The 17,071-nt window shown below is 65.9% G+C and carries 13 protein-coding genes; 9 read left to right on the top strand and 4 right to left on the bottom strand.

The window, feature by feature from the left end; all coding sequences use genetic code 11:
* Nucleotides 1-213: 213 nt before the first annotated feature.
* From D2K64_RS21275 to D2K64_RS21265, 3 genes are all read left to right on the top strand, one after another.
* On the top strand, nt 214-711 hold the full coding sequence (locus tag D2K64_RS21275; RefSeq protein ID WP_202910784.1) for a GFA family protein: 498 nt from the start codon (nt 214-216) through the stop codon (nt 709-711).
* Between the two features lie 692 nt (nt 712-1,403).
* The gene (locus D2K64_RS21270; RefSeq protein WP_120010378.1) at nt 1,404-1,973 is read left to right on the top strand and encodes an NADPH-dependent FMN reductase; all 570 of its coding nucleotides are present in this window, start codon (nt 1,404-1,406) and stop codon (nt 1,971-1,973) included.
* Between the two features lie 332 nt (nt 1,974-2,305).
* Complete coding sequence (locus D2K64_RS21265) at nt 2,306-2,992, top strand: MBL fold metallo-hydrolase (RefSeq protein ID WP_120010377.1); 687 nt, start codon at nt 2,306-2,308, stop codon at nt 2,990-2,992.
* 81 nt (nt 2,993-3,073) lie between these two features.
* On the opposite strand, the gene D2K64_RS21260 is transcribed toward D2K64_RS21265, so the two are convergent.
* Together D2K64_RS21260 and D2K64_RS21255 are read right to left on the bottom strand one after the other, a co-directional pair.
* Entirely contained in the window at nt 3,074-3,964 is an 891-nt protein-coding gene (locus tag D2K64_RS21260) for a dihydrodipicolinate synthase family protein (RefSeq protein ID WP_120010376.1), read from the bottom strand.
* A gap of 28 nt (nt 3,965-3,992) precedes the next feature.
* The gene (locus tag D2K64_RS21255; protein ID WP_120010375.1) at nt 3,993-4,571 is read right to left on the bottom strand and encodes a type II toxin-antitoxin system VapC family toxin; all 579 of its coding nucleotides are present in this window, start codon (nt 4,569-4,571) and stop codon (nt 3,993-3,995) included.
* Nucleotides 4,572-5,268: 697 nt separating this feature from the next.
* Here D2K64_RS21255 and D2K64_RS21245 point away from each other — a divergent pair.
* Nucleotides 5,269-6,231 carry an alpha/beta hydrolase fold domain-containing protein gene (locus tag D2K64_RS21245; protein WP_120010373.1) on the top strand — a complete coding sequence of 321 codons (963 nt, stop codon included), beginning with the start codon at nt 5,269-5,271 and terminating at the stop codon, nt 6,229-6,231.
* Between the two features lie 21 nt (nt 6,232-6,252).
* On the opposite strand, the gene D2K64_RS21240 is transcribed toward D2K64_RS21245, so the two are convergent.
* Nucleotides 6,253-7,854: an ABC transporter substrate-binding protein gene (locus tag D2K64_RS21240; protein WP_120010381.1), complete on the bottom strand. Its 1,602-nt coding sequence runs from the start codon at nt 7,852-7,854 to the stop codon at nt 6,253-6,255.
* A 320-nt stretch (nt 7,855-8,174) separates the two neighbouring features.
* Complete coding sequence (locus tag D2K64_RS21235; RefSeq protein WP_202910783.1) at nt 8,175-9,359, bottom strand: pyridoxal-phosphate-dependent aminotransferase family protein; 1,185 nt, start codon at nt 9,357-9,359, stop codon at nt 8,175-8,177.
* A gap of 135 nt (nt 9,360-9,494) precedes the next feature.
* Between D2K64_RS21235 and D2K64_RS21230 the strand changes: the two genes are divergently transcribed.
* The 5 genes from D2K64_RS21230 (at nt 9,495) to D2K64_RS21210 (ending at nt 16,297) form a co-directional block, all read left to right on the top strand.
* Nucleotides 9,495-10,196, top strand: coding sequence for a GntR family transcriptional regulator (locus D2K64_RS21230; RefSeq protein WP_120010371.1), 702 nt, complete (start codon nt 9,495-9,497; stop codon nt 10,194-10,196).
* A 111-nt stretch (nt 10,197-10,307) separates the two neighbouring features.
* Entirely contained in the window at nt 10,308-11,312 is a 1,005-nt protein-coding gene (locus tag D2K64_RS21225; RefSeq protein WP_202910782.1) for a Bug family tripartite tricarboxylate transporter substrate binding protein, read from the top strand.
* 26 nt (nt 11,313-11,338) lie between these two features.
* On the top strand, nt 11,339-11,839 hold the full coding sequence (locus D2K64_RS21220; RefSeq protein WP_120010370.1) for a tripartite tricarboxylate transporter TctB family protein: 501 nt from the start codon (nt 11,339-11,341) through the stop codon (nt 11,837-11,839).
* An 11-nt stretch (nt 11,840-11,850) separates the two neighbouring features.
* Nucleotides 11,851-13,365, top strand: a complete 1,515-nt coding sequence (locus D2K64_RS21215) for a tripartite tricarboxylate transporter permease (RefSeq protein ID WP_120010369.1) — start codon at nt 11,851-11,853, stop codon at nt 13,363-13,365.
* Between the two features lie 7 nt (nt 13,366-13,372).
* Entirely contained in the window at nt 13,373-16,297 is a 2,925-nt protein-coding gene (locus D2K64_RS21210; RefSeq protein ID WP_120010368.1) for an FAD-binding and (Fe-S)-binding domain-containing protein, read from the top strand.
* Nucleotides 16,298-17,071 lie beyond the last annotated feature (774 nt).

The following is a 17,071-nucleotide window of genomic DNA, read 5'->3' as shown; positions in this document are numbered from 1 at the left end:
GCAAGCGACACCGCAGGTTTGCCCATCGCTGCCTCCTACCACCATTCCCATGATCTTAGGAATTTCGCGATCAGGACTCTAGGTCGAAACGGAGCCAGGACAGGTGGGCCGCCCATAGCAAGCGGCGCATGTTTCCGGTGCTTTTTTGACCGCAGTTCGGTAACGTTCTTGCGCAAACTGGGGCGGTGCAGCTCGTATAACAGGGAGGCTGGCATGGGCGTTCACAAAGGCGGATGCCTCTGTGGCAGGGTGCGTTATGAGACGATAGCTGATCCTCTCCGCGTCACGACCTGCCATTGCCATTTTTGCCAGCGTGCGACGGGCTCGGCCTACATGGTCGAGCCGATCTTTCGCGTGGTTGACTTGCGTGTGACCCGGGGCCGCTCCTCGATATACGATCATCGGTCTGAGGGTAGCGGCAAGCTTGTTCACATCCATTTTTGCGCATCGTGCGGAACGAAGCTCTACATGACGTTCGAGAGGTTCGAAGCCTCTTGTGGCGTGTACGCGGGAACTTTCGACGACCCGAACTGGTTGCAGATCGGCGGCGGCAATGCGAAGCACATCTTCATCGAGGCGGCACGACATGAGACTATCCTGCCACCCGGTATCCCCACCTTCCTCCAGCACGCGATGACGAATGACGGAACGCCGCAGGAGCCGGTGATTTTCGAGAAGCCTAGGGTCGTTGGCAAGGGCCGGACGGGCTAGAGGGCAGCTTCGATCAACGCGGCTCCAGCAGCACGTTCAAGGCTGAAGGTGACGAACTGCAGGCTTGGTAGCAGGGCGATGGTGCTCCAGGATTGGAACCGGTTGTCTAGCGGGTGCGAAGGGCCCATGTGGATTGGCCATGTCGCCGGAAACCAGGTTCGGTATCTCCAGGGCGCCGGAACGTCAGGAAGGCCCGGCAGCTTGTCGCGCCCGGGCAAGCTGCGCGGCTGCAGCTCGCCCTGCCGGAACAGGCACAGCAGGGTGGGCGCGCCGGCCTTGGCCCATGCTGGCCCCGCCCATCGCTCCCTCGCCCCCAAGCGAAGCCCGTGCGCCGCTGCGGACGCCGCCGGGTTTGTGATGCCTTGAAATGGATCTTGAGATCTGAGGCGGCGGACGGGCTCTAGGGTAAGCGGCTGTGGCCTGTTTCAGGGAGCCAGTATCGTGGGCGGTAACGGGGCCGTCAGACGGGAGGTGGCGCTGTCCACGCGCAAGCTCATGGCTGCCGAGGCGATACGCGGTTGTTCGGTTTTCCTCTATCCTCCCACTGCCCTGTCTGATGGTGGAGGCAACCGTCGCCGACCCTTGAACGACCAGCATGCGAAGCGATCGGCAGCGCGAGCCGACCCTGCCTGGGCAGCGCTGATTCCGGTTGTTTCCCCGCGCCGACCACGCCAAACCAGCCGGAGAACATCATGGCAAGTGACCAGACGCTTCATTTCGTGACAATGCTGGGCAGCCTGCGGAAGGCATCTTTCAACGCCGCGATCGCCCGTGCGCTGCCGTCTCTGGCGCCTGAGGGGGTGACAATCAGCACCTTAGGCTCCCTCGGCGACTTCCCACTGTATGACGCTGACCTGCAGGCTGAAGGTTTCCCGCCTGCGGCTCTGGCAATGGCTGAGCAAATCAAATCGGCCAATGGGTTGATCTTTGTAACGCCGGAATACAATTACTCAGTTCCCGGCGTGCTGAAGAATGCCTTAGATTGGCTTTCTCGGCTGTCGCCACAACCTATCGCCGGCAAGCCCGTCGCGATTGTGACAGCATCGCCCGGCGCAATTGGCGGCGCGAGGGCTCAATATCATCTCCGCCAGATCCTGGTCTTTCTGGACGCACATGTCCTCAACAAGCCAGAGGTGATGGTGGGGCAGGTTACCGGAAAGGTCACCGGGGCTGTGCCGGAGTTGACCGATGCCGCCACGCGAGACTTCATCGCCGGGCAACTGACGGCCTTCACCACCTTCGTGCAGCAGTCCGCGTCCTGACGTGGACCAATGCCTGTCAGCGGCGCTGAAGAGCCTTAAGTCAATGAGGAGATAAGCGAGTGCAGGAGGTTCGTTGGATGTTTAGCCGAAGCTCATGACGCATGGCAAAGGGCCAGATGCGGTTAACCAGGCGATGACGTCCGATGATCCGTTGGCGCTTCCCCGACCTCTGGCTGCTCCTGATGCTGCGACCGGCTGCGCAGCGGGACTCCGATTCTGCAGGCCACCGGTGACTGAGCACCGATAACCGTTCAGGGTCCTCAACAATGGCGCCCAGCACCAAGGTGCCCGGACCACCTCCAACGTTCGTTGCTCATCGAGGAGACGCACACTTGAAGATCACCTTCTATGCGCATGCGAGCTTCCGCCTGGAAGCGGACGGATTGGCACTCGTCACCGACCCTTACAAGCCAGGCAGAAGTGGCTTCGATCCCATCGGGGAGCCCGCCGATCTTGTGATCATGAGTTCGGCGACGGACGATTTCCATTCTGACCCGAGCCATGTGATCGGTACGCCAGTCATCATCAATGCGCTGGACTTGCCACCAGGCGGCAAGCAGGTGCTCGGACTCACGATCCGTCCGTTTCCGGCCTATGAGAGTCTGACCTTTGACTTCCAGACGGCGGCCGGGCGGGACCCCGATGCCAACGCCCTCTACCACTTCACCTTGGGCGGCCTGCGTGTGCTGCATATGGGCGACATCGGCAACCCTGTCGCGCCTGAGCACCTGGAGGCGCTCCATGGTGAAGTCGATCTTCTGCTGGCGCTCGTGGGTGAACACGCGACCATTGCGCTCGACGACCTGGACGAGGCGATCAGGGCGATCAGGCCGCGCGTCATCATTCCCATGCATTATTTCAGTCCGCGTGGCGTGCTGAAGATCGAGCCCGTCGAGCGGTTCCTCGAGCGCATTCCCGTCGAAAGAGTGACCCGTATCGGCGGCCCGGTGTTGGAGCTGGCGCCCGAGACGCTGCCGGATGAGGCGCCGCATGTCTATGTTCTGGAGCAGTCGCGGTAACGCGGACACCAGCACCGCCTGCCGCCCGGACCAGGAGGTATCGCGGGAGCAACAATGCAGCGCAGATCGTCCTCGCCCTGATCAGGAATCCAGCGTGGCGAGTGCTCGCTCGATATGCCCGCGTTCTGCCATGCCGAGAGGCAGGATCGGCCGTGGAGGCTGTGCGTCCGTCAGCCCCATCAGGTTTGCGGCCGCATAGACCACCCGGAGGCTTCCATGCCGCTTGAAGAGGTCCCAGAGCGGCGCGAAGGCCGCGTTGAGCCGCTGCGTTTCCGCCTCGTTGCCCGCCTGGGCGGCCCGCATCAGAGCCAGGGCCGGTCGGGGCAGGAGGCCGCCGATCACGCTGTACCAGGCCACGCCGCCGGCCAGGATCGCATCCGGCGAGTGCCAGTCGGCACTGTAGCCGATCGCGAACTCCGCCGGCACCCGGTCACGCAGGGCCGTCACGACCTGCTTTGCTTCGCCAGGTGCCGGAGCGGGGTTCTTCACGGCAACGATGCCGGGCACCTTGGCGAGGCGCGCCACGAGTTCGTCGCTAAAGGTGAAATGCGTCGTGCCGGGATTGTTGTAGATGCAGATTGGCAGGTCGGTGGCCGCCGCCACGGCCGTGAAGTGCTGAAACACCTCCTCGTCGGTCAGCGGTGTGTAGGAGACGGGCGCCAGCAGCAATCCGTTCGCTCCGGCCGACTGAGCATCCCGTGCAAGAACCTGGGCGTCATCGGTGCGGAGGGCACCGACCCCTACGATGAGCGGCACGCGGCCCCCCAGGCACTCCACGGCTGCGTCGATGGCCTGCCGCCGCTCCGCCCGGGTCAAATAGGCGTAGGTGCCGGTGCTGCCGAGCAATCCAACTGAATCCACCCCCGCTGCTTCCAGCGGCCGCAGCAGCACGGCCAGCGCAGCGATGTCCACGCGCCCACGTTCATCGGTGGGGGTGATGGGAAATGCTGAGAGCCCGTGGAAAACCGGCATGTCACCCGACCAACAAGGAGCTCACGCCTTACCCGTCTTCTGCTGACCCCTCGAGGGCCACTTTGGTCCGGTTTCCGCGGACCACTTGCCACGACGACCCGGTCCGCTTCCTGATGTCGATCGCTCTGGGCTGATCTCGGCCTCCACACCGCCTCGGTTGCGGCCCTGAACTGACCGCCCTGCTGAAGGGGAGGGGTCCGAGTCGGTCCGAGCCACGCCGGTAGGTGACGGCGTTGACCAACTCGGCAGGATAGCGTCCGGCCTGCTGATCCGCGGTCATGAAGACGGCTTGCTCGACGATCGCCTGTGCGATCAACAGCTGATCGAAGGGATCACGATGGTGGCTGGGGAGATCCTGCAGCACCTGTAGATTCTGCAGGTGCAGGCCGAGCAACTCGAAGCCCTGGGCCGAAGCAGCCTCGGCCACCTCCCGTACGTCGGCCTGCAGTGTGCCTACGTGCTGCTTCACCACGATCTCCCACAGCGATACCACGCTGACCAGTACCTCGTGCTCGGAGTTCTCGATCAGGGACCGGCTTCGCGCACCCAGTTGGGGATCATCGGCCAGCCACCACAGCAGGGCATGCGTGTCGAGCAGCAGCCTCAAAGGACATCGCCTTCCATGGCATCCAGGATGTCGGGCGGCAGGGTGTCGAGCTCAGGACCGATGCGGATGCGACCCTTAAGGGCTCCGGGCCGACGCGATGATGAGGGGCGAGCTGGAGGATGGATCTCCGCCAGCACCCGGTCGCGTGAGGTGATGACAAACGAATGGCCCTGCTCGGCCTGGTGCAGGAACCCGGCCAGATGATTATGGAACTCCCGCACGCCGACCCGGCGGGGCGTTGCCTGGTCTGCGGGGGGGGGGTAGCGATCGACTTCGTCAGGTGTACCATAATGTGTACCTCCTGGCCGCCTCCGACGACCCTCCTGATCTCCCGATCCGCTCATTCTTCAGCGCAAAGCTCTGGCTGCTCTGCCGAATGCCTCGTGCGTCTTCATGTCCCTAGTTCGGGGCAGTGCCGCTCTTTGCACCTCGGGCGCGCAAGCCGGTTCCTTGGGCTCCATCGGACTGTCAGCGGGGCGCTGATCAGCGCCTTGATACCCCTGCGCGGTCCTGCTGCAATGCTGGCCGATGGAACCGGCCGATGGGGCCGGCCTGGCGGCCACCATCATGCCCAGAGGCCTGACCGGCTCGGCCGGCGCGGGTGTATCGCGCTGCGAGCAGTGCCCCGGCTACCGCGTTTGCGCCGGCCGCGGATCGGGGTTCAATGGCCAGCCGAAGCCGCTGGAGAAGCCTACGCATGACTGACGCGCCGAACGACACCCGCATGGACCCGGAGATGGCCGCCTTCCAGGCCATGATGGAGGCACGCGCGCGGGATTTCCCGCCGATCCGCCTGGAGCGCCCCTTTGACGCCGCCCGGGCCAGCAACGACGCGCTGAACCTCACTCTGGCGGGCGGGCCGGAGATGGCGGAGAGCCGGGAACTCTGGCTGCCGGTGCGCGGCCGTCGGCTGGCCTGCCGCCTGCACCGCCCCACAGCTGCCCCCGGCCCGTTGCCGGTGCTGGTCTACCTGCATGGCGGCGGCTGGGTGTGGAACAGCATCGACACGCATGACCGGACCATGCGCGAATACGCCGCCGCATCGGGTTGCGCCGTGCTGGGGCCAGACTACGCCCTGAGCCCAGAGGCGGTCTTCCCGCAGGCCTTGGAGGAGTGCGCCGGCGTTATGCGGGTGCTGGCCGCGTGCGGCGAGGAGTGGGGGCTCGACGGGAGCCGCCTGGTTCTGGGCGGCGACTCTGCGGGAGCGAACCTCGCTCTCGGCGCGGCCCTGCTGCTGCGGGAGCAGGCGCCGGAACTCCGATTGCACGGCCTGCTCCTCAACTACGGCGTTTATGATTGCCGCTTCGACACGCCCTCCTACCACGAGTTCGCCGAGGGTTACGGCCTAACCCGGGAGCGGATGCGCTTCTATTGGGATTGCTACGCGCCGCAGCAGGCCGACCGCTACAGCCCCTTCGCATCGCCGCTGCGCGCGGATCTGCGCGGCCTGCCGCCCGTACACATGACCCTGACCGAGCTGGACGTGCTGGCAAGCGAGAACCGCGCCATGGCGGCGCGGCTGCGCGAGGCCGACGTGGCCGTGAGCGAGGTGGCGTTCCCCGGGACGGTACACGGCTTCCTGCGCGCGGCCGGCCATGTCAGCGCCGCGGGCCGCGCCTTCGCCGAGGCCGGGGCCTGGCTGCGGCGCGTCGCGGCATGACGGCGGCGAGCGGGCGCCACCTCAGGCGCGACGAACCCCCCACGGATAGGGCATGCTGCCCTTGACGAAGCCGCTGAGGTTGCTGCGGTAGGCGGTGCGCGCCACGAATTGGCCGAGCGGAATCGTGCCGACCTCGTCCTGCGCCAACTTGTTGATGCGGTCGGCGAGGGCCTTGCGCTCGGCCTCCTCCGGCGCTTCCAGCCAGGACTGGATCAACGCCTCGACGGCCGGGCTCTCGTACCAGCCGAACCAGCCCGTGCCGCCACTGCCCTTGACCAGCGAGGAAACGCCGGGATTGCTGTAGGCCATGGACGAGCCGTAGGTGTGGAAGATGCTCCAGCCGCCCTTGTCCACCGGCTCCTTGCTGACGCGGCGCTGAACCACCGTGCCCCAGTCGGATTCCGCCAGCTCCACATTCATGCCGAGGCGCTGCAACAGGTCAGCGGTGATATGGCCGTGCGGTCCGATCAGTGGGAAGTCGGTGGGATTGATGATCACCACCTTCTCACCGCCATACCCAGACTCCGCCAGCGCCGCCTTGGCCCGGTCCAGGCCGCGCGGTGGCCGGCTCAGTTCGGAAAGGTTCTCGGTGCCGTAGGGGGTGCCGCAGGGAAAGAGGCTGTGGCACTCTCGCCACAGGCTCTGGTCGCCGCCGATCGTGGCCGCCATGTAGTCCGACTGATTGACGGCCAGGGCCACCGCCTGACGCACCTTCAGCTTGTTGAAGGGCGGCTGCAGGTGGTTGAGCCGCATCAGGCTCATGAAGCCCGCGGGAAACAGCGTGTCGAGGGTGATGTTGCGGTTGCTCTTCAACACCGGCTGCAGGTCGATCAGCGGCTGCTCGATCCAGTCCACCTCGCCGGCCTGCAGGGCGGCGGCGGCCGTCGCGGGGTCGGGCATAATGTGCCACTCGACGCGTTCGAAATGCGCGACCTTGCCGCCGCTGCCCCATTCCGGCGCTTCCTGCCGCGGCACGTAGCCCTCGAACCGGCGATAGGCCGCGCGGCTGCCGGCGACGAACTCGTCTGCCAGGAAGCGGTAGGGGCCGGAGCCCACCACCTCGCCCACCTGTGCGTTGGCGTCGGTGCGCGCCAGCCGCTCCGGCATGATGAAGGCGACATTGGCGTCCGGCTTGGCGAGGGCGTCCAGCAGCATAGGGAAGGGCCGCGTGAGGCGGATTTCCACCGTGCGATCATCCGCCGCAGCCCAGCGCTCCACCACCTTGGCGAGCAACTGGCCGAAGGGGTCGCGCTTCGACCAGCGCTCCAGGCTGGCGGCGGCATCGGCGGCGCGTACCGGCTCCCCATCGTGGAAGCGCAGGCCCTCGCGCAGCCGGATGCGCCAGACGTGTCCGTCATCGGACACCGTATGTCCCTCCGCCATTTGCGGCTGCGGCCGCTGGGCGGCGTTCACCGCGTAGAGCGTATCGTAGACATGGTAGCCGTGGATCTGGGTGACGATGGCGGAGGTCCAGATCGGGTCCAGCGCCGTGAGGTTCGCCTGCGGCACGAAGCGCAAGGTGCCGGCACGGCTGTTCTGCCCCAGCGCGGGCGCGGCGAGCGAGGGCAGCATGGCGGCGAGCCCGCCGAGCCCGGCGCCCCCCAGGAGTGTGCGGCGTTGCATGACCATTTCCTTCCCTCTTTCCTTTGGGGACAGGCTAGGCAGCGCGGCACCAGAGGGTCAACAGGATGCGGCTCGCGTTGGCGAGGAAGAACCGCTGCGCTGCCTCGGACCAACAGGAACCCGGCTGGCAGCGAGGCTTCACGCGATTGATCCGGCAAGGGATCGTCCGTCTTCGATCGGATCCAGTCCTGCCGCGACTGATCAGCAGCACGCGCCGGCTCCACCCAATGGCCTGGCACCTCAGGAGCCAGTTGGAGCCGGGCGCCGCCCGCTAGATCATAGGGGAAGTGGCGCTTGGCGGCCCTCAGTGAAGGCGCAGATCACGCGACCGCCTCGATCCTGGGCCCGCCATTGCCCTGCAGCGACGCCATGGCCGCCATTACGCCGGCTGTGCGGTGCGGCACCCCTGCATCGGCCAGCGCCATCTCCACCCCCGCCAGCGCGCCCAGCAGCGTCAGCGCGTTGCACTCACCAAGATGGCCGATGCGGAACACCTTGCGCGCCACCTTGCCCAGACCCGAGCCCAGCGAGATGTTATAGTTCCTGAGCGCGACCTCGCGGAAGCGGTCGGCATCATGCCCGGTCGGCATCAACACACCGGTCAGCACGGGCGACTGTTCGGCCGGCTCCTCGCACAAGATTTCCAGCCCCCAGGCCTTCACCGCGGCGCGGCAGGCCGCCGCCAGACGCTCATGGCGGGCGAACACATTCTCCAGCCCTTCCTCATGCAGCATGGCGATGGCCTCGCGCAGCCCATAGAGCAGATTGGTCGCCGGGGTGTAGGGGAAGAAGCCGGTGCTGTTGATCTTCAGCATCTCCTGCCAGTCCCAGTACGAGCGCGGCAAGGTGTTCCGCTTCGCGGCGGTCAGTGCCTTTTCCGAGATCGCGTTGAAGCCGAGGCCGGGCGGCAGCATCAGCCCCTTCTGAGAGCCCGAAACCGTAACATCGACGCGCCACTCGTCATGCCGGTAATCGACCGAGGCGAGGGAGGAGATGGTGTCGACCATGAACAGCGCCGGATGGCCGGCGGCGTCGATGGCCTGGCGGATCTCGGCGATGCGGCTGGTGGCGCCGGTCGAAGTCTCGTTGTGCACCACCATCACAGCCTTGATGCGGTGCGCCTTGTCCTCCGCCAGCTTCGCTCCGATCGCCGCCGGATCGGCGCCGCGCCGCCAGTCACCAGGGATGAACTCGACCTTGATGCCGAACTTCGCGGCGATCTGGCGCCAGAGTGTCGCGAAATGGCCCGTCTCCGCCATCAGCACCGTATCGCCGGGCGAGAGGGTGTTGACGATCGCCGCTTCCCACGCGCCGGTGCCGGAGGAGGGATAGATGATCACCGGCTGCGTTGTCCTGAAGACGGTCTTGCACCCTTCGAGCACAGCGCGGCCCAGTTCGGCGAACTCGGCGCTTCGGTGGTCGATGACCGGCATGGCGATGGCGCGGAGGATGCGGTCCGGAACCGGGCTTGGCCCCGGGATCTGCAGAAAATGGCGGCCCTGCATGCTGCGTAACTCCTCCCGAAGGTCTTGCCCTGGCGGCTGACACGACCTGTTTCGCATTCATTTTCGGGAAGTTCAACCGCCATATCGAAGGCATTATGGCTCGACAGGACCTCGCTGCGGCCGTAGCGATAGGGGATGAACACCGCTTCACTGGATAGGGGAGCGACCGAGGCGTCGCCCGCGAAGGCCCCCGCCAAGCCGGGTGGCACGCTGCATGACGAGTTGCTCGCGGCATTGCGCGACTTCATCGTCGAAGGCAACCTGGCTGATGGCGCGCGTGTTCCTGAGCGCGCCCTGTGCGAGCGTTTCAACATCTCCCGCACGCCGTTGCGCGAGGCCCTCAAGGTGTTGGCCGCCGAAGGTCTGATCGAGCTGTTGCCCAACCGTGGCGCGCGCATCCGCGAATTGCGCCCCGATGACGTGCGGGAGCTGTTCGACGTCATGGGCGGTCTGGAGGCCCTGGCCGGCCGCCTGGCCTGCGAGCGCATCTCGGAGGATGAAATAGTCGCCATCGAGCAGGTTCATCACGAGATGTACCGCTTCTACCTGCGGCGCGAGATGCATGGCTATTTCCAATGCAATCAGGCGATCCACCAGATGATCGTCGCGGCTGCCGGAAACGCCACCTTGTCCGCGACCTATGCCGGGCTCGCAGGCCGCATCCGCCGCGTGCGCTACTCGGCCAACATGGCCAAGGATCGTGACCGCTGGGGCGAGGCGATGCGCGAGCATGAGGCCATGCTCGACGCGCTGCGCCGCCGCGATGGAAGCGGATTGTCTGATATCCTGTTCCAGCACCTGCGTAACAAGCTCAAGGCCGCCCAGGCCCAGCCCTGATGCATCCGGCGTCGATTTGCCGCTTCCACTTTCCTGATTGAATGCAAAAACTATTGCGCCTACGGTTCCTGCACAGCGCCGCCAGAGCGTTGACCAGGGAGACCGAAGATGATGCCGCAACGGCTTTTCGCCGCCCTCATCCCCGCCATGCTGGGTGCCGGCGCTGCGTTCCTGCCCCTCACCCCCGCTCTGGCCTGGGAGCCGAGCAAGCCGGTCGAGATTATCGTGCCCTTCTCCGCCGGCGGCGCCTCCGACCAGATGGCCCGTACCATCCAGGGCATCGTCCAGAAGCACCGATTCACCACCCAGCCCGTCATCGTGGTGAACAAGCCGGCCGCCGGGGGCGCCGAAGGCATGCTGGACATCCAGAAATCGGCCGGCGACGCGCACAAGCTCATCACCACCTCCAGCGGCATCTTCATGACGCCCATGGCCACCAAGCTGCCGCTGAGCTGGACCGACTACACCCCCGTCGCGATGATAGCGCAGGATTCCTTTCTGCTCTGGGTGAACGCCAGATCGCCCTACAAGACCGCCGCCGATTTCCTGGACGCGGCCAGAAAGGCCAGCCTCCCGCTGAAGATCGGTGGCACCTCTTCCAAGCGCGAGGACAACCTGATCGTCTTCGCCATGGAGAAGCGGGCCGGAGCCAAGTTTGCCTACATCCCCTACACCTCAGGGGGGCAGGCCTCCACCCAGCTTTCCGGCAATCATGTGGAGGCCAACACCAATAACCCGGCCGAGGATCTGGCGAACTGGCGCGGCGGCGCCACTCGCCCGCTCTGCGTCTTTGCCGAGAAACCCATGACCTACAGCGAACCGGTCACGGAAGGCGCGAGCTGGGCGGACATACCGACCTGCGCTTCCCAGGGGCTGAACGTCAGCTACCAGATGCTGCGCGGCATGTTCATGCCCGGCCGCGTGACCCGGGACCAGCAGGCCTTCTATGTGGACATGTTCAAGAAGGTGTCAGAAACCCCCGAATGGAAGGAGTATCTGGCCCGCAACGCCCTGGTGCCGGATTACCGCGATGGCGAGGCCTTCACCGCCTTCCTCAAGGCCGATGAGGCGAAGCACGAGCAACTCATGACTGAAGCCGGCTTCATGGCGAAGTAGCGGCGCGATCGACCGGAAGGATCCCCATGCCGCAGCCGACCGAGACAATGGATCAGCCAGGCGGCCTGTCGCGCCGGTCGGTGGAGGTCATCGTGGCGCTCTGCCTGATCGGCCTTGCCGGGCTGGTGCTGTATGATTCTCATGGCCGCGGCGCGGGCTGGGATGGCGGGCCGCAGAACGGCTTCTTTCCCGCCCGTGTCGGCTGGATCTTTCTGGCCGCCTCCGCCTACCTGCTCTGGAAGTCCGTCCGCAGGCCGCCGGAGACCTTTGTCACGTGGTGGCAACTCGGCCAGGTCGCCCGGGTGCTGGCGCCGCTGGTGCTGTTCGTGGCGCTGATCGCGCCGCTCGGCCTCTATGTCGCGGCCGCGCTGTTCATCATCGCCTTCATGCTGATCACCGGCAAAGCGCGCTGGTGGTCCGTGGTGCTCGCGGCCGTGCTCGTGCCTATGGCCTGCTTCTGGATCTTTGAACTGCAGTTTCGCGTACCGTTGCCGAAAGGTCCGCTTGAAGCCGCACTGGGCTACTGAGGAGAACCAGGATGGATGATTTCTCCTCGCTTCTGAGCGGCTTTCAGGTGGCCTTGTCCTGGCACAATGTCGGCTTCATGGCGCTAGGCGTCATTCTTGGCATCGTGGTGGGTGTGTTGCCGGGGCTGGGCGGGCCCAATGGTGTCGCCATCCTGCTGCCGCTCACCTTCGGCATGGAACCCGTTTCCGCGATCATCCTGCTCTCCTCGATCTATTGGGGTGCGTTGTTCGGCGGCGCCATCACCTCCATCCTGTTCAACATTCCGGGCGAGGCTTGGTCAGTCGCCACGACCTTCGACGGCTATCCCATGGCGGTGCAGGGCCGCGCGGCCGAGGCGCTGACGGCGGCCTTCACCGCGTCCTTCATCGGCGCCCTGTCCGGCGTCGTGCTGATCACCTTCGTGGCGCCCTTGGTTGCCGAGTTTGCGCTGCGTTTTGGCCCGGCCGAGTTCTTTGCCGTCTTTCTGCTCACCTTCTGCTCCTTTGTCGGCATGGGCCGCGACAACCGCGGCAAGATCATCGCGGCGCTGTGCATCGGCTTCCTGCTCGCCGCCGTCGGCCTGGATTCGATTTCCGGCGACCTGCGCATGACCTTCGGCTCCATGGAGTTGATGCGCGGCTTCGACTTCCTTGTGGTGGTGATCGGCCTGTTCGGCATCGGTGAGATCCTGCTGACCGCCGAGGAAGGACTGGTCTTCAAGGGCAAGCACGCCAAGATCGACCTGAAGGTGGTTCTGCGGACCTGGGCCACCCTGCCGCGCTACTGGGTCACTCTGCTGCGATCGGCCATCGTCGGCATGTGGATGGGCGTGACCCCTGGCGGCGCCATCGCCGCCTCCTTCATGGGCTACGGCTTGGCCAAGCGCTTCTCCCGGCGCGGCGCCCAGTTCGGCAAGGGCGAGATGGAGGGGGTGCTGGCGCCCGAGACGGCGGCGCATGCGGCGGGCACCAGCGCGCTGCTGCCCATGCTGGCGCTGGGCATCCCGGGCTCGGCCACGGCGGCCGTGCTGCTGGGCGGACTGCTGGTTTGGGGCCTGCAGCCTGGCCCGATGCTGTTCGTGGAGCAGAAGGATTTCGTCTGGGGCCTGATCGCCTCGATGTATCTGGGCAACCTGGCGGGGCTGGTCATCGTGCTGGCGACCGTGCCGCTCTTTGCCGCCGTGATGCGCATTCCCTTCTCCTTTGTCGCGCCCGTCATCTTGATCGTCTGTGCCATCGGCGCCTACACCATCTCCAATTCCGTGTTTGATATCTGGATCATGCTGGCCTTCGGCCTTGTGGGCTATGTCTTCAAGAAGCTCGATTACCCGCTGGCACCCATGGTGCTGGCGTTGGTACTGGGCGACCGGGCCGAGGACGCTTTTCGCCAGGCTCTGCTTGGCTCCGGCGGCTCGCTCGAGGTGTTCTGGGCCAATGGGCTGGTGGGCGGGCTCGTTGTCATCGCCTTTGTCCTGCTGCTCTGGGGCCCGGTGACCGAGGGCATCGCCAGGCTGCGCCGCTCCACCTCGGCCGAACCCGCCGAATAGGATCACGATGAACGATCTTGCCCCGTCCCGCAGCTACAGCCGCAATCTCGGTCTGGAGCGCCGCCTCGCCCATGCGCTGGAGGGCGAGGTCCGCTTCGATGCCTTCACGCGGGGGCGCTTCGCCACCGATGCGTCGATCTACCAGATCATGCCACAGGGCGTGGTGTTCCCCCGGCATGAAGCCGACATCGCCGCCACCCTCAGCATTGCTGCCGAGCATGGCGTGCCTGTTATCGCGCGCGGCGGAGGCACCTCGCAGAACGGCCAGCCGATCGGTGACGGCCTGATCCTCGATTGCAGCCGCCATCTCAATGCGATCCGCGACTATGACCCCGAGGCACGCAGCATCACCGTGCAGCCTGGCATGGTGCTGGAAACGCTGAATGCACGGCTGCGCAAGGACGGGCTGTTTTTCCCCGTGGAGCCCTCCACCGCCAGCCGCTGCACCATAGGCGGCATGGCCGGCAACAATTCCTCCGGTGCGCGCTCTCTGCGCTACGGAAAGATGGTGGACAATGTGCTGGGCCTGCGGGCCATATTCCACGACGGCGAGGGCTTCGCGCTGGGGGAGGGATCCTACGGCGATAATGGTTCCCCGCGCGCCCATGCGCTGATGGCCCGCATGCTCGATCTCGCCGCCCGGCATCGCGCCGAGATCGAGGCCATCTTCCCCAAGGTGCAGCGCCGCGTCGGTGGCTACAACCTCGACGAGCTGCTGCCGGAGCACCCCAACCTTTCACACCTCCTGGTCGGATCCGAGGGCACGCTGGCGCTCACCACCGAAGCCAAGTTGAAGCTTTCACTCCTTCCGAAGCACCGGGTGATGGGCGTCTGCCATTTCCCCAGCTTCCGCGCCGCCATGGAAACCACGCAGCACCTCGTGGCCCTCGGCCCGGTCGCCGTGGAGCTGGTCGACAACAACGTCCTGGTGCTCGGCGCCGACATCCCGCTCTTTGTTCGCACCCTGGCCGACATCACCCGCGGCCAGCCAAACTGCCTACTGCTGGTGGAGTTCGCCGGGGACGAGCTGGACCTGCTGAAGCGCGACCTGAAGCGCCTCGACCAGTGCATGGCCGATCACGGCTTTCCCGACGCCGTGGTGGAGGTGGTCGAGCCCGCCCGGCAGAAGCCGATCTGGGAGGTGCGCGAGGCCTGTCTCAACATCATGATGTCCATGAAGGGCGATGGAAAGGCGGTCTCCTTTATCGAGGATTGCGCCGTGCCGCTGGAGTACCTGGCTGACTACACGGATGCCATCACGGCCCTCTTCGCGCGTCATGGCACGCGTGGCACCTGGTACGCGCATGCCTCCGTCGGGTGCCTGCATGTGCGACCCATCCTGAACATGAAGACCGAGGCGGGCACCCAGGCCATGCGCGCCATCGCCGAGGAAGCCTGCGACCTTGTCCGCCGGTTCAAGGGCTCCTTCTCCGGCGAGCATGGCGATGGCATCTCGCGCTCGGAGTTTGTCGAGCCGATGTTCGGCGCCCCGCTGACCCGTGCCTTCGAGGCGGTGAAGGACGGCTTCGACCCGGGCAACCATCTCAATCCCGGCAAGATCGTCCGCCCTTACCGGATGGACGACCGGGCCCTGATGCGCTTTCCGCCCGGCTACGCCACGCCGGTTCCCGCGGCGCCCGCGCTGGATTGGTCCGAATGGGGCAGCTTTGGCAGTGCGGTCGAGATGTGCAACAACAACGGCACCTGCCGCAAGCTGGCCGGTGGCACCATGTGCCCGTCCTTCCGCGCCACGCGGCAGGAACAGCATGTGACGCGCGGTCGCGCCAACACGCTGCGCCTCGCCATCTCCGGTCAGCTCGGCCCGGATGCCTTTACCTCGCCCGAGATGAAGGAAACGCTCGATCTCTGCGTCTCCTGCAAGGGCTGCAAGCGCGACTGCCCAACCGGCGTGGACATGGCGCGCATGAAGATCGAGTTCCTGCATCATTACCACGCCAAGCATGGCCTGCCGCTGAAGGATCGGCTGATCGCCTTTCTTCCGCGCTACGCGCCGCTGGCCGCGCGCCTCGCGCCGCTGATGAACCTGCGCGACCGGATCCCGGGCCTGGCCGCGCTCAGTGAGCGCTGGCTCGGCTTCAGCGCCGGGCGCACCCTGCCGGTCTGGCGCAGACCCTGGCGGGAGATCGGTCGCCCTGCCATGCCCTCGGATGTGCAGGGCGATGGCCGCGACATCATCCTCTTCGGCGACACGTTCAACCGCTACTTCGAACGCGAGAACCTCGAAGCCGCCGAGCGCGTGCTCCAGGCCGGCGGCTACCGCCTGCACCGCGTCGAACCGCTTGCCGGCAGACGCCCGCTCTGCTGCGGCCGCACCTTTCTTTCCGCCGGGTTGGTGGATCAGGCTCGCGCCGAGGCACGACGCACGATTGAAGCCCTGTCGCCCTTCGTGGAGCGTGGCGTGCGGATCGTTGGCCTTGAGCCCTCCTGTATCATGAGCTTCCGCGACGAATTCACCGCCCTGCTGCCCCAGCCGCTTCTCCAGCCCTTCGCCGGTGCTGCGTTGCTGTTGGAGGAGTTGCTGGCGGCGGACATCACGGCAGGTCGCACCGCGTTGCCACTGGCCAATCAGGCCGGGCGGGTCGCGCATCTGCACGGCCATTGCCACCAGAAGGCCTTCGACGCCATGGGCGCGGTGGAGGCAGTGCTGCGCGCTGTTCCTGGCCTTGACGTCCGGCCGATTGAGTCCAGTTGCTGCGGCATGTCCGGCGCCTTCGGATATGGCGCCGCAACCATCGACGTCTCGCTGGCGATGGCCGAGCTGTCACTGCTGCCGGCGGTGCGCCAAGCGGCGCCGGATGCGCTGATCGTGGCAGATGGCACCAGTTGCCGCCACCAGATCCACGATGGAGCCGGACGCGAGGCGCTGCATGTCGCCCGCGTTCTCGACCTGGCGCTGGGGGAGCGTGCCTGATCAGGCCCGAACCATCGGGCGGCAGGGATGATCACTCGGCGGCGGGCGGTGGGACAATATGGTGCTGGTGACCGACCTTCGATGCGCGCTAGACGTTGCAAAGCACGGCACATCGGGCGCCGCCACCAACCACCTGCTCGTGATCCCATGAGATCGACACCGGCAGCGCCGGCAAGGTCAGCACAATCTCGAACGGTAATTCCTCGCCGTTTCTATCGCGCCGCACGGGAAGCGCGCTTCCATCGCTAACCGTTCCGGCGAAGCCAATCTGGAAGCGTCGACCACCTTCAGAACCTCGCGCAGGCCACTCAGCACCGGCTTGCTCCCAGCAGGCGCTGACCTGCGGCGGGCCGGTATCGGCGATCTTTCTTCAATAAGTGATGGCGAGCATAGGAACGTGCTCGATTTGCCTTCGCCGCCGGCTTACGCTTGGTGATGTGCGGCATGCTGGATGATGTCTCGGGGAGTGCCAGGAGGCCCTAGCCTCACGCATTGGTTCTGCTCCTCCGTCCAGTCGTCGCGGCTTTCGTAGCCAAATCTTCCCTGTGCCGATCGCCGCGGCGGCTTATGTACAGGACATACAACACCTCCGGGAGACGAGATCATGGCGAATGACCAGCGCGGCAGGAGCGATGGCCTGCCCACCAGCGGAAGGCCGGCGGGCCTGTTCGGATTATCCTGGCCGGTGCTGGGTGCGGCCGGCGCGCTTCTGGTGTTGCTGATCCTGGGCTGGTCGATCGCCTTGTCGCGCGGCGGGAGGCTGGAAACGGCCGA

Origin of the sequence: Teichococcus vastitatis (genome assembly GCF_003604215.1) — a bacterium.
Lineage (GTDB): Bacteria > Pseudomonadota > Alphaproteobacteria > Acetobacterales > Acetobacteraceae > Pseudoroseomonas > Pseudoroseomonas vastitatis.
The sequence above is the reverse complement of the archived record's forward strand: the minus strand, read 5'-3'. Positions and strand labels throughout refer to the sequence as shown.

What these genes read in the sequence shown, in the direction of transcription:
- D2K64_RS21225 (WP_202910782.1), top strand. Translation starts at nt 10,308, where the DNA reads ATGCCGCAACGGCTTTTCGCCGCCCTCATCCCCGCCATGCTGGGTGCC.
- D2K64_RS21275 (WP_202910784.1), top strand. Translation starts at nt 214, where the DNA reads ATGGGCGTTCACAAAGGCGGATGCCTCTGTGGCAGGGTGCGTTATGAG.
- D2K64_RS21240 (WP_120010381.1), bottom strand. Translation starts at nt 7,854, where the DNA reads ATGCAACGCCGCACACTCCTGGGGGGCGCCGGGCTCGGCGGGCTCGCC.
- D2K64_RS21260 (WP_120010376.1), bottom strand. Translation starts at nt 3,964, where the DNA reads ATGCCGGTTTTCCACGGGCTCTCAGCATTTCCCATCACCCCCACCGAT.
- D2K64_RS21215 (WP_120010369.1), top strand. Translation starts at nt 11,851, where the DNA reads ATGGATGATTTCTCCTCGCTTCTGAGCGGCTTTCAGGTGGCCTTGTCC.
- D2K64_RS21235 (WP_202910783.1), bottom strand. Translation starts at nt 9,359, where the DNA reads ATGCAGGGCCGCCATTTTCTGCAGATCCCGGGGCCAAGCCCGGTTCCG.
- D2K64_RS21210 (WP_120010368.1), top strand. Translation starts at nt 13,373, where the DNA reads ATGAACGATCTTGCCCCGTCCCGCAGCTACAGCCGCAATCTCGGTCTG.
- D2K64_RS21245 (WP_120010373.1), top strand. Translation starts at nt 5,269, where the DNA reads ATGACTGACGCGCCGAACGACACCCGCATGGACCCGGAGATGGCCGCC.
- D2K64_RS21220 (WP_120010370.1), top strand. Translation starts at nt 11,339, where the DNA reads ATGCCGCAGCCGACCGAGACAATGGATCAGCCAGGCGGCCTGTCGCGC.
- D2K64_RS21270 (WP_120010378.1), top strand. Translation starts at nt 1,404, where the DNA reads ATGGCAAGTGACCAGACGCTTCATTTCGTGACAATGCTGGGCAGCCTG.
- D2K64_RS21230 (WP_120010371.1), top strand. Translation starts at nt 9,495, where the DNA reads ATGAACACCGCTTCACTGGATAGGGGAGCGACCGAGGCGTCGCCCGCG.